Consider the following 12602-nt stretch of genomic DNA (forward strand, 5'->3'; position numbering starts at 1 on the left):
GCAACCGAGCAGTAGCAAATCGGCCATCAGATTCAATGCCAGTGCAGGATCGGCGCGATCGGCAGGAGGGTCAGCAGCAGGAATAGCGGGATCAGCACGGCGCCGGCGCGCAGGAGATAGCCGAAGAAGCTCGGCATCTCGATGCCGTTCTCGCTGGCGATGCTGCTGACCATGAAGTTCGGCGCATTGCCGATATAGGTGAGCGCGCCCATGTAGACCGCACCCATGGAAATGGAGGCGAGCGTGCCCGACATGGCATGCATCAGCACTTGCGGGTCGCCGCCGGCCAGCTCGAAGAACAGCAGATAGGTCGGCGCATTGTCGAGGAATGCCGACATCAGCCCGGTGCACCAGAAATACGCGGCCTCGCGCGGCGTGCCGTCCGGCGCAGTGACCGCCGACAGCAGCCAGGCGAAGGCGCCGTGATGGCCGGCATCGAGCATGGCAATGACCGGAATGATGGCGACGAAGATGCCCGCGAACAGCTTTGCGACCTCGCGGATCGGTTCCCAGGTGAAGCCGTTGGCCTGCCTGTGCTCGTCCGGCGTCAGCCAGACCGAGAGCGCCGCAATCGCCAGCAGCGCCGCGTTGCGGGCGAGATCTTCCAGCTCCAACCTGGTGCCGAGAATGTCGAACGCGATGCCGGGCTTCCACGTCGCCGAGGCCAGCAGACTGGCGACGATGACCGCAATCAGCACCAGATTGACGAGGCCGCGGATCCGCACCGGCTTCCCAGGACCTGCGTCGCCGAGCGGCGGCTCGCGCCCGAAACGCCAGACGTCGACGGCGACGAAGATGACGAGCAGCAGTCCGGCGACGATCACCGTCTGCAACCAGATGTTCCGCGTGGTCCAGAAGAAGTCGACGCCGTGCAGGAAGCCGACGAACAGCGGGGGATCGCCGAGCGGGCTCAGTGCGCCGCCGACATTGGCGACCAGGATGATGAAGAAGATGACGACGTGAGCGTTGTGGCGCCGGTCCCGGTTGGCGCGGATCAGGGGGCGGATCAGGATCATCGCCGCGCCCGTGGTGCCGACGACGCTCGCCATCAGCGTGCCGAGCGCGAGGATGCCGGTATTCGCCGCCGGCGTACCCTTGATGTCGCCCGTGACGAGAATGCCGCCGGCCACGACGTAGAGCGAGAACAGCAGCACGATGAAGCCGAGATATTCGGCGAGCATGGCGTGGATCAGCGCGGCCAGCGTTGCCACGCTTCCGGCAAAGATCACGAGCGAGCCGAGCGCCAGCAGCGACCACGCCGCGGCGATCTTGCCGTAGTGATGGTGCCAGAATTTCGCGAACAGCAGCGGCCCGAGCGCGATCGACAGCAACAGGCCGGCAAAGGGCAGCGCATAGGGCCAGCGCATCGCCGCGCCGTCGATCCCCGACGCCGCCCATGCGGGCTGCGGCAACAGCGAAAGAGGCGCGGCGACGACCACGCAGCTCCGCCAGGGCGCAAACCGTCTAGGAAGCAATGAATCGCCTCGCTGTCTCGACCGCACCGAATGCATCGAGATTGTCGTGTCCGCCGCCCGCAAAGCGAACGAACTGTTTCGGTTGATGCGCGAGCGCGAACAGACGCTCCCCGAACACCATCGAAATGGCAAGGTCATTGGTGCCATGCATCACCAGGAGCGGCACCTTGACGCGCGCGATCCGCTGGTCGGAGCGAAACCGATCGCGCATCAGAAGCCGGACCGGAACGAAGCGGAACGCCGCGGCAGCAACATCGACCGTCGAGGTGTACGGCGCCTCCAGGATCAATTTGCCGACGGGATGCTCGGACGCGATGGCGACCGCGACGCCCGTCCCCAGCGAGAAGCCCCATGCGACGATTCGTTCCGCGGCATAGCGCGCGGTGGTGAAGGCGTAGGCGGAAGCGGCATCCCGCAGCAGCCCCTCTTCGCTCGGCGCTCCGCTCGAGCCGGCATAGCCGCGATAGGACAGCGCGACGAGCCCGGTGCCGTCAGCTGTCATCGCCCTGAAGCGATCGACGCGGCCGGCGAGGTAATCGCCATTACCCGGAAAGAACAGGATCACGGGACGGCCGGGCTTCGCCGGCACGTGCCAGAGGATGACCTTCTCGCCATCGGAGGTGGTCAGGACATGCTCTTCAGCCTCGGGCAGGCCTGCAGCATCCGGAGCAGTCCGGCCGACGGGCGGGATCGGAAACAGCATCTCGCGCTGGCGGACATACAGCACGGCGAGACCGGCAAGATAGAGGCTCGCGAGCAGGATGAGGGTCCATTTGACGATGGTCATCATGTGCGCGGCCGGCCCTCGATCCAGACTAGGGCTTGCGATAGCTCCGCAGCAATTTCATGACGTCGGGCCGTATGCTGGCGGGAACGTCGCGGCAGCCGCACGCCGCCTTGCGGGCTGCGTGCCAGGCGATGCGCTGCTCGCGCGTTGCCTTGGGCGACATGCGATGGGACCGGTGGCATTCCTTGTTGATGGCCACGGTCCCTCTCGCGCTACATCGCCTTGACGATGTTCTCGGTGACCTTCTTGGCGTCGCCGAGCAGCATCATGGTATTGTCGCGGTAGAACAGCGGATTGTCGATACCGGCATAGCCCGAGGCCAGCGAGCGCTTGATGAACATCACCGTGCCCGCCTTCCAGACCTGGAGCACCGGCATGCCGTAGATCGGTGAGGACTTGTCCTCTTCGGCGGCCGGGTTGGTGACGTCGTTGGCGCCGATCACGAAGGCGATGTCGGCCTGCGCGAACTCGGAGTTGATGTCCTCGAGCTCGAACACCTCGTCATAGGGCACGTTGGCTTCGGCGAGCAGCACGTTCATGTGGCCGGGCATGCGGCCCGCGACGGGGTGAATGGCGTATTTCACCTCGACGCCTTCCTTCTTCAGGATGTCCGCCATCTCGCGCAGCGCGTGCTGGGCCTGCGCCACCGCCATGCCGTAGCCCGGCACGATGATGACCTTGGAGGCGTTCTTCATGATGAAGGCGGCATCGTCGGCCGAGCCGAGCTTGGCGGGCTTCTGCTCGCCGGTGCCGCCGCCGGCCGCGGCGGTCTCGCCGCCGAAACCGCCGAGAATGACCGATATGAAGGACCGGTTCATCGCGTGGCACATGATGTAGGACAGGATCGCACCCGACGAGCCGACCAGCGCGCCGGTGATGATCAGCGCCGAGTTGCCGAGCGTGAAGCCGATGCCGGCCGCGGCCCACCCCGAATAGGAGTTCAGCATCGAGATCACGACCGGCATGTCGGCGCCGCCGATCGGGATGATCATGAGCACGCCGAGCAGAAGCGCAAGGATGACGTTCAGCCAGAAGAACACGGGGCTGCCGGTGACGACGAGGCCGACGATGCAGGCGACCAGCGCCAGCGCGAGCGCGACGTTGATCACGTGGCGGGCCGGCAGGATGATCGGAGCGCCGCTCATTCGCGCCGACAGCTTGAGGAACGCGATCACCGAACCGGTGAAGGTCAGCGCGCCGATGGCGACGCCGAGCGACATTTCCACCAGGCTCTGGGTGTGAATATTGCCGGGCGTGCCGATGTCGAAAGCCTCGGGCGCATAGAACGCGCCGGCGGCGACCAGCACCGCGGCCATGCCGACCAGCGAGTGGAAGGCCGCGACGAGCTCCGGCATCGACGTCATCGGCACGCGCCGCGCAATCACCGCGCCGATGGCGGCGCCGATCGCGATGCCGACGATCACCAGCACCCAGGCGAGACCGTCCGCCGGCGGATGGTTGGCGAGCGTGGTGGCGACCGCGATCGCCATGCCGATCATGCCGAACAGATTGCCCTGGCGCGACGACGCCGGGCTCGACAACCCGCGCAGCGACAGGATGAACAGCACTCCTGCCACGAGATACAGCAATGCAGAGAGGTTGGCGCTCATCTCAGGTCCCCATTGATCCCATCAGCCCGAGGTGGCCGCTTACTTCGACTTCTTCTTGTACATCGCCAGCATGCGCTGGGTGACAAGGAAGCCGCCGAAGATGTTGATGCAGGCAAAGATCAGCGCAACGAAGCCGAAGGCGCGCGCCCAGCCCGAGCCGCTCGAAACGTTGGCGACGCCGCCGGCGAGCAGCGCACCGACCACGATCACCGAGGAGATCGCGTTGGTCACGCTCATCAGCGGCGTGTGCAGTGCCGGCGTCACCGACCACACCACGAAATAGCCGACGAAGACGGCGAGAACGAAGATCGACAGCCGGAAGATGAAGGGGTCGACGACCTGTGCAGCATGCTCCATAGCGGATCTCCTTAAGCCTTCGGCTGGAAGTTCGGGTGGATCACGGCGCCGTCCTTGGTCAGCGCGGTCGCCTTGACCAGTTCGTCGTCCCAGTTCACGGCGAGCTTCTTCTCCTTCTTGTCGACCATGGTCTCGATGAAGGAGAACAGATTGCGCGCATAGAGGCTGGAGGCCGAGGCCGCGACGCGGCCTGCGACGTTGGTGTAGCCGACGATCTTGATGCCATCGAGGTCGACGACCTCACCGGCCTTGGCGCCTTCGACATTGCCGCCGCGCTCGACGGCCAGATCGACCAGCACCGAACCGGGCTTCATCGACCTGACCATCTCGGCGCTGACGAGCTTCGGCGCAGGCCGGCCCGGGATCAGCGCCGTGGTGATGACGATGTCCTGCTTCTTGATGTGCTCGGCGGTCAGCGCAGCCTGCTTGGCCTGGTATTCCTTGGACATCTCCTTGGCGTAGCCGCCGGCGGTCTGCGCGTTCTTGAACTCCTCGTCCTCGACGGCGAGGAACTTTGCGCCGAGCGACTCGACCTGTTCCTTGGTCGCGGGCCGGACGTCGGTCGCGGTGACCACGGCGCCGAGGCGGCGCGCGGTCGCGATCGCCTGGAGGCCGGCGACGCCGACGCCCATCACGAACACTTTTGCGGCGGGCACGGTGCCGGCCGCGGTCATCATCATCGGGAAGGCGCGGCCGAAGGCCTCGGCGCCCTCGATCACGGCGCGGTAGCCGGCGAGGTTGGCCTGCGAGGACAGCACGTCCATCACCTGAGCGCGGGTGATGCGTGGCATCAGCTCCATCGCGAAAGCGGCGATGCCGGCATCGGCCATCGCCTTCAGCGCGGCCTCGTTGCCATAGGGGTCCATGATGGCGATGACGAGCGCGCCGCGCTTGTACTGCGCAAGCTCGGAGGCCTCGGGGCGCTTCACCTTGATGATGATGTCGGCGTCCCTGAGCGCGTCAGCGCTGACGGTGGCACCCACGGCGGTGAATTCGGAATCCGGCAGGCCCGACTTGATGCCGGCACCCGGCTCGACCGCGATCTCGGCGCCCAGCGCCTTGAACTTCTTCACCGTATCAGGCGAAGCGGCGACACGCGGCTCCGACGGATCGATTTCCTTGGCAACGGCGATCTTCATAGGCCCTCCGGCGACGCGGGACAAAGCGCGCACGCGAACTTAGCGTCACTCCCGCAACGTTGGATACCGGTTTTGGCACCGGCTTGAATGCAAATTTTGTGAGCACCGACGACGCTGGCGGTGCAACAAGCGCATGGATCAGGTGAGGAAGATCGCCATCAGGATCACGATGAGCGCGACCGAGGCCGTGCCGTACTTCACCAGCTTGATGAAGCCCTCATAGGTCTGCTCGTGGGCAACGTAGTCGTTGCCGTCGGCAGTGGTGTATGCCACTTCGCTATGGTCAGCCATGGATTGTCCCCAGTCGAAAGTCGAATTCTCGGGCTGGGATACCTTAATCTTTCGGGCAGGGCAACGGCAGGCAGAGGCGGTTTTCCCGCAAATCGGGTCATCTGGAATCCCAATTGTCACGGGCCCAGCGCGTGAGGCTCTGCTCGCTGACTTCGCCGTCGGCAAGGGCGAGGATGATGGTCGTCGCTTCTGCGGGATCGGGACTGAACGCCGCGCCATTCTTGTGGAGGAAGACCATCATCGCCATGAAGGCGATGCGCTTGTTTCCGTCGACGAAGGCGTGGTTTTTCGCAAGGCCGAATGCATAGGCTGCAGCGAGCTCGTCCATCGGCGCCTGCTCATAGCGCCATTTGTTGATTGGCCGCTCCAGCACCGAGCGCAGCATGCCCTCGTCGCGCAATCCCGGCGCACCACCGAAGCGCCGGAGTTGGCGACCGTGAATTGCGACAGCCTGCTCGTAGGTGATCCAGAGCGGCTCCTGAGGATCGCTCATGCGCTTAGCCGACTATTTTGCAAGCGCAGCGAGTGCGTCGCGATATTTGTCCATCACCTCGTCGGCGATTTCCATCGTCCGCTCGAAGTCGGGATCGTAGGGCAGCGCCTGGAAGCCACCGCCGGGCAGTTCCACGATGTGCAGTTGCTGCCCGCGCTTGAGATCGAGCCGCTGCATCAATTCGCGCGGCAGCAGCAGTCCGTCTGAATTGCCGATCTTCTTGATCTCGATTTTCATAGCCCGGGCGCCAGCGCGTTATACACATGTATAACATCGCGGGAGGCTTGGTTCAACAGATGTTTTACGCGATCCGGGAGGAGGCGCCCGCGCGCCTCAGCCCATCGCCTCCAGCTCATCGATCATGCCGGCGATGACCGAAAGACCGCCGTCCCAGAATTTGGGATCCTTGGCATCCAGCCCGAACGGCCGCAGCAGCTCGGAATAGTGCTTGGTGCCGCCGGCGGCGAGCATGTCGAGATAGCGTTCGGCGAAGCCTTCGGCCGCGTCCTCGTAGACGGCATAGAGCGAGTTCACGAGGCAGTCGCCGAAGGCGTAGGCGTAGACGTAGAACGGCGAATGGATGAAGTGCGGGATGTACATCCAGTAGTTCTCGTAGCCCGCCTTGATCTCGATCGCGGGCCCAAGGCTCTCGCCCTGCACCGACAGCCAGATCTCGCCGAGGCGCGTCGCGGTGAGCTCGCCGTTCTTGCGCTCGGTGTGGACCGCGCGCTCGAACGAATAGAACGCGATCTGCCGCACCACGGTGTTGATCATGTCCTCGACCTTGCCGGCAAGCAGCGCCTGGCGTTGTTTCGCATTCCTGGTCTGGGCCAGCAGCCGCTTGAAGGTGAGCATCTCGCCGAACACGCTTGCGGTCTCCGCGAGCGTCAGCGGCGTCGGCGCCATCAGCGCGCCGTTCTTCGCGGCCAGCACCTGGTGTACGCCGTGGCCGAGCTCATGGGCGAGCGTCATCACGTCGCGCGGTTTGCCCTGGTAGTTCATCAGCACGTAGGGGTGCGCCGACGGCGTGGTCGGATGCGAGAACGCGCCCGGCACCTTGCCCGGACGCACCGGCGCATCGATCCAGCGATCGGTGAAGAAGCGCTCGGCAATGTCGGCCATTTTGGGCGAGAAGCCGCGATAGGCCGTCAGCACCATGTTGCGGGCATCGGGCCAGCCGATGATGTCGGTCGCCGCAAACGGCAGCGGCGCGTTGCGATCCCAATAGGCCAGCCGCTTCTTGCCGAACCACTTCGCCTTCAGCGCATAATAGCGATGCGACAGTCTGGGATAGGCGGCGCGGACCGAGGCGACCAGCGCGTCCACCACCTCGCGCTCGACGCGGTTGTTCAGATGGCGGGAATCCGCGACGTCCTTGAACCCGCGCCAGCGGTCGGAGATGTCCTTGTCCTTGGCGAGCGTGTTGGTGATCAGCGCGAAGGTGCGCTCATTGGCCTTGAAGGTTTTTGCCAGCGCTTCGGCCGCGGCCTTGCGCTTGGCGCCGTCGCGGTCCTGCAGGAAATTGAGCGTCGGCTCGATTGCCAGTTCTTTCGCACCGACCTTGAAACGCAGGCTGGAGATGGTCTGGTCGAACAGGCGGTTGAAGGCGGAATAGCCGGTCTGCGCCTTCTCCAGGAAGAGCTGTTCGAGCTTGTCATCGAGCTGGTACGGCTTTTCCTTGCGCAGATCCTCGATCCACGGACGGTAATGCGCGAGCTCCGGAGCCTCCATAGCGCGGGTCAAAATATCGTCATCGATACGGTTGAGCTCGAGCGCGAAGAACAGAAGGTGCGTGGACGCCGCCGTCAGGCGTTCGGACACATCGCCGTAAAACTTTGAAATCTTGGGATCAACGCTGTCGCCGGCATGAACGAGACCGGCATAGGAGCCGAGACGGCCGGCGAGATCGTCGATCGCCTCATAGCGCCGCACGGCTCCCGCGAGCCATTTTCCGCCATCTTCGTTTGCTGTGCCTGTCGCGAGCTTGCCCTTGTAGTCGGTCTCGAACGCGACGCAATCGGCATCCATCTTCTCGAGATCGCGCGCCACTTCCGGCGCATCGATCCCGGAATAGAGATCGGCGAGGTTCCACTCCGGAAGCTTGCCGGTCTTGCTCGCGAGCTTGGAGGGTTTTGCCTTGGCGGCCGATTTCTTGACGACGGATGTCCTGGTAGCTGGCTTGCGGAGGGCGGGCTTTTTGAGAGCGGGCTTGTTCAAGGCAGACTTGTTCAAGCCAGACTTGTTCAAGGCAGAGTTGGAACGCGAATTCATTGTGTGGGAAACCTGTGTTCAACTATCGCGACGACGGGCCGGGGCATCAAGGTTTAAGAGTGCGTTAATCGGCTTCGGCCAGAGTGACCCGATTCGAGACAGATAGTAGTAGCGTGCGGGGAACACCATGGCTGCCTGTATTTTGATCGCCGACGACGACGCTGTAGCCCGCCGGCTGGTCGAGAACATGGTGCAGAAATGCGGCTATGAAACGATTGTCGTGGAGTCCGGCGACGCCGCGATCGCCGCCCTCACCGCCCCCGACGCCTCCGCCATCGACGGCGTCATCCTCGATCTCGTGATGCCCGGCCTCGACGGCATGGGCGTGCTGGCGAAGATCCGCGAAGCGGGCCTCTCCGTACCCGTCATCGTGCAGACCGCCCATGGCGGCATCGACAATGTGATCTCGGCGATGCGCGCAGGCGCCGCCGATTTCGTGGTCAAGCCGGTCGGCATGGAGCGGCTTCAGGTCAGCTTGCGCAACGCGCTCAACACCTCCGCGCTCAAAGGCGAATTGCAGCGCATCCGTCACAGCCGCGAAGGACGGCTGACCTTCTCCGACATCATCACCCGCGCCGAGGCAATGGCACCGGTCATGCGCGCCGCTCAGAAGGCGGCGAATTCCTCGATCCCCGTGCTGATCGAAGGCGAGTCCGGGGTCGGCAAGGAGATGTTCGCGCGCGCCATCCATGGCAGCGGCGAGCGCAAGGCAAAGCCCTTCGTCGCGGTCAATTGCGGCGCAATCCCCGACAACCTCGTCGAGTCCATCCTGTTCGGCCACGAGAAGGGCGCCTTCACGGGCGCCACCGAACGCCACACCGGCAAGTTCGTCGAGGCCCATGGCGGCACGCTGTTCCTGGACGAGGTCAGCGAGTTGCCGCTGACCGCGCAGGTCAAGCTGCTGCGCGCGCTGCAGGAAGGCGCGGTCGAGGCGGTCGGCGGCCGCAAGCCCGTCAAGGTCGACGTCCGCATCGTTTCCGCGACCAACCGCAAGCTGCTGGAGCGCGTGAAGCAGGGCCACTTCCGCGAGGATCTCTTCTATCGCCTGCACGTGCTGCCGCTGACCATCCCGTCGCTGCGCGCCCGCCGCGAGGACATCCCGCATCTGCTCCGGCACTTCCTGGCGCGCTTTGCCGCCGAGGAGAACCGTCCCATCACCGGCATCAGCGGCGAGGCCGTGGCGCATCTCGCCCAGCTCGACTGGCCCGGCAACATCCGCCAGCTCGAGAACGCGGTCTACCGCGCGGTGGTGATGAGCGACGGCGAGCAGCTCGGCCTCGCTGACTTCCCCCTGCTCACCGCCCAGCCGCATGGCGCAACGGACATCCCGACCGCACCGCTGATGCTGGAGCCGATCGCGGCTCCTTCGTTGGTGTCGGGTAGCGAAATACCAATCGCGCCGCTTCCCCTCGCGGGAAGCCTGTCGATGCTGACGCCGACCGGCGACGTCCGTCCGCTCGAGGACATGGAGAACGAGATCATCCGTTTTGCCATCTCGCACTACCGCGGACAGATGTCGGAAGTCGCTCGTCGCCTCAAAATCGGCCGGTCTACCCTTTACCGGAAACTCGACGAAGCCGGGGTCCCCGGACTCGGCGGGAAAAGCGGTGAGGAGACGCACTGAGCCTGATGCGAACGCACGTTCGCGCGAGGCTGGGAAGCGACCGCAAGCCGTTGAATTACGGGAAACTTCGACTGCGGCTTGAACCGTGACTTGGAAGTGACAGACAGAGGGAAAAGCGCGTGCGGCAAGCGCACAAACCGTTGCCAAGAGGCTTCCTTGAAGTCAGTTTGTCGTGAGTTGTCCCGGGTAGCGCTGGCAAAATCGGGGCCTGTATATCGATCGTCTGGCGTGGGGAAGCGTAGCGTGCAGGCGTGCGACTTTCGAGAGGCCGGCGCGACTAGCCGAAACTCAATTAGGCGATAACGAAGCTGTTCCACGAGGAACAGTTCACCCGAGGGGTGTGACACAATGCGTAACTGTTTGAACCACCGTGCAGGCTTTGACCGTGTCTTGATGACGGTCGCGGCAACCTTCCTCACGGTGTCGGCCGGCTCGGCGCTGGCGCAGGATCAGGCGCGCAGTAGCGCTGCCGAGCTCGCGATCGAAGCTGCGATCCCGCGCCCCGAACCCGCCAACGTTCCGCCCCCGACCGCGTCCGACATCAAGCTCGACACCACCGCCACGGTGCAGGATCCGGCGAAGGAAACTATCAAGGAGCCTGCCAAGGCGGACACCGCGCCCGCACCGGACAAGGTCGAGACCAAGCCGTCCGACCTCGCCACCACGCCCGCGCCCGAGGCGCCGATGAGCGAGACGGCCAAATCCGAGCCTGCAAAGACCGAACCCGCGAAGACCGAGCCCGCAGCGCCTGCCGCTGCGACGGCTCCGGCGGCCGAGCCGGTGAAGGCCGCCAGCAACGTTCCCGCCGCCGACCAACCGGTCGCGGACAAGCTCAGGGATATCATCGGCGCCAAGACCTCGCGCCATTTCGACCGCAAGAACGAGCGCGCGGCGATCGAGAAGTTTTATGGAACCCGCGACTTCGCGCCGGTGTGGACGCAAGGCGGCCGCCTGACTGCTGCGGCAAAGGGCGTGATCGCGCGGCTGAAGGACGCTGCCTCCGACGGTCTCAATCCCGCCGATTACCCGGTGCCGGAATTCGCCGCCGCCACGACGCCCGATGCGCTCGCCGATGCCGAGCTGAAGCTCACCGCCAGCATCTTCGACTATGCGCGTCACGCGCAGAGCGGCCGCATGCACTGGTCCCAGGTCAGCGCCGACATCCTCTACCCCGAGCATCCGGTCGACCCGAACGAGGTGCTCGCGAAGGTCACGACCGCAGCCGACGCCTCTGCGGCGCTCGACAGCTACAACCCGCCGCACAAGCTCTACAAGGAGCTAAAAGCCAAGCTCGCGGAGCTCCGCGGCCATGGCAGCGGCCCGGTGATCGAGATCGCCGACGGTCCTGCGCTGAAGTACACGCCGGCCGGCAAGAAGCAGGCCGAGATCGTCGTGGACGATCCGCGCGTCCCGCAGCTGCGCGCCAAGCTCGGCATCACCGAGAACGCCAGCGACACCCGCTATGACGCGGCGGTCGCCGAGGCCGTGCGCAAATTCCAGAGCGGCATCGAGATGAAGCCCACCGGCATCCTCGACGACAAGACGGTCAGGGCGCTCAACACCCCCAAGCGCGACAAGCAGATCGACACCGTGGTGGTGAACATGGAGCGCTGGCGCTGGCTGCCGCGCGACCTCGGCGTGCCCGCGCTGGGCGATGCCTACGTCATCCTCAACATTCCCGACTACACGCTGAAGGTGATGCAGCGCGGCCAGCAGGTCTGGACCACCCGCGTCGTCACCGGCAAGCCAGGCCAGCACGCCACCCCGCTGCTGACCGAGACGATGAAGTACATCACGGTCAACCCGACCTGGAACGTGCCGCCGTCGATCGTCTACAACGAGTATCTGCCGGCGCTTCAGCAGGACCCGACCGTGCTCCAGCGCATGGGCCTCAGGCTCGAGCAGAACCGCGACGGCTCGGTGCACATCTCGCAGCCGCCCGGTGAAGCCAACGCGCTCGGCCGCATCCGCTTCAACTTCCCGAACAAGTTCCTGGTCTATCAGCACGACACGCCGGACAAGCACCTGTTCGCCAAGGAAGACCGCGCCTTCAGCCATGGCTGCATGCGCGTGCAGAACCCGGATCAGTACGCCTCCGTGCTGCTCAACATCACCATGCCGAACGAAAAGTACACGCCCGAGCGCGTGCGCAGCATGTACGGCAAGAGCGAGATCGACCTGAAATTCCCCACCCCGATCCCGGTCAACATCACCTACCAGACCGCGTTCGTGGACGACGCCGGCAAGCTGCAACTCCGCAAGGACGTCTATGGCCGCGACGCGACCATGCTCAACATCCTGAAGAACGGCCGCGGCAAGGATCTCGAGAACGTCGTGGCGCATTCCCAGCCGAGCTATTCGCGCCCGGCGACCACCCTGCCCTCGGGCGTTGCGGTGGCCAACAATGGCGGAGGCTTCGGGTCGTCGGGTCCGAACTTCTTCGAGCGGCTGTTTGGGGCTCCGACCCTGACCGCGCCGCCGGCCCCGATCGGCCGCCGGCCGCAGCGGGTGTTTACCCGCTGAGGCCCGCCCGGCGCCTTCTTTCCTCAAATTCT

General features: G+C 64.9%; 12 protein-coding genes. 2 read left to right on the plus strand and 10 right to left on the minus strand.

Translation table 11 applies throughout. The annotated features are described in order from the left end of the window. Positions 1-32: 32 nt before the first annotated feature. From ACRQ5Q_RS36525 to ACRQ5Q_RS36570, 10 genes are all read right to left on the minus strand, one after another. The gene (locus tag ACRQ5Q_RS36525; protein WP_439370429.1) at positions 33-1511 is read right to left on the minus strand and encodes a sodium:proton antiporter; all 1479 of its coding nucleotides are present in this window, start codon (positions 1509-1511) and stop codon (positions 33-35) included. Then, complete coding sequence (locus tag ACRQ5Q_RS36530; protein ID WP_439399934.1) at positions 1465-2262, minus strand: alpha/beta hydrolase; 798 nt, start codon at positions 2260-2262, stop codon at positions 1465-1467. Before ACRQ5Q_RS36530 ends, ACRQ5Q_RS36525 begins: the two co-directional genes overlap by 47 nt. Before the next feature lie 28 nt (positions 2263-2290). Beyond that, entirely contained in the window at positions 2291-2461 is a 171-nt protein-coding gene (locus tag ACRQ5Q_RS36535) for a hypothetical protein (protein ID WP_439394715.1), read from the minus strand. A 13-nt stretch (positions 2462-2474) separates the two neighbouring features. Next, on the minus strand, positions 2475-3872 hold the full coding sequence (locus ACRQ5Q_RS36540; protein WP_439394716.1) for an NAD(P)(+) transhydrogenase (Re/Si-specific) subunit beta: 1398 nt from the start codon (positions 3870-3872) through the stop codon (positions 2475-2477). Between the two features lie 39 nt (positions 3873-3911). Further along, positions 3912-4229, minus strand: a complete 318-nt coding sequence (locus ACRQ5Q_RS36545; RefSeq protein ID WP_014492434.1) for a proton-translocating transhydrogenase family protein — start codon at positions 4227-4229, stop codon at positions 3912-3914. Positions 4230-4240: 11 nt separating this feature from the next. Next, complete coding sequence (locus ACRQ5Q_RS36550; RefSeq protein WP_439370432.1) at positions 4241-5368, minus strand: Re/Si-specific NAD(P)(+) transhydrogenase subunit alpha; 1128 nt, start codon at positions 5366-5368, stop codon at positions 4241-4243. 138 nt (positions 5369-5506) lie between these two features. Next, entirely contained in the window at positions 5507-5659 is a 153-nt protein-coding gene (locus ACRQ5Q_RS36555) for an aa3-type cytochrome c oxidase subunit IV (RefSeq protein WP_008136857.1), read from the minus strand. 97 nt (positions 5660-5756) lie between these two features. Further along, positions 5757-6152 carry a type II toxin-antitoxin system death-on-curing family toxin gene (locus tag ACRQ5Q_RS36560; RefSeq protein WP_439370433.1) on the minus strand — a complete coding sequence of 132 codons (396 nt, stop codon included), beginning with the start codon at positions 6150-6152 and terminating at the stop codon, positions 5757-5759. 12 nt (positions 6153-6164) lie between these two features. Next, a complete protein-coding gene (locus tag ACRQ5Q_RS36565) occupies positions 6165-6389 on the minus strand; it encodes an AbrB family transcriptional regulator (RefSeq protein WP_128964236.1) in 225 nt (74 codons plus the stop codon). A gap of 96 nt (positions 6390-6485) precedes the next feature. Further along, positions 6486-8423: a M3 family oligoendopeptidase gene (locus ACRQ5Q_RS36570; RefSeq protein ID WP_439394718.1), complete on the minus strand. Its 1938-nt coding sequence runs from the start codon at positions 8421-8423 to the stop codon at positions 6486-6488. 127 nt (positions 8424-8550) lie between these two features. Here ACRQ5Q_RS36570 and ACRQ5Q_RS36575 point away from each other — a divergent pair, with 127 nt between their 5' ends. After that, a complete protein-coding gene (locus tag ACRQ5Q_RS36575; RefSeq protein WP_439370435.1) occupies positions 8551-10047 on the plus strand; it encodes a sigma-54-dependent transcriptional regulator in 1497 nt (498 codons plus the stop codon). A 348-nt stretch (positions 10048-10395) separates the two neighbouring features. Continuing rightward, positions 10396-12570 carry a L,D-transpeptidase family protein gene (locus tag ACRQ5Q_RS36580; RefSeq protein ID WP_439394720.1) on the plus strand — a complete coding sequence of 725 codons (2175 nt, stop codon included), beginning with the start codon at positions 10396-10398 and terminating at the stop codon, positions 12568-12570. The last annotated feature ends 32 nt before the right edge of the window (positions 12571-12602 follow it).

Source organism: Bradyrhizobium sp. PMVTL-01 (assembly GCF_051861855.1).
Lineage (GTDB): Bacteria > Pseudomonadota > Alphaproteobacteria > Rhizobiales > Xanthobacteraceae > Bradyrhizobium.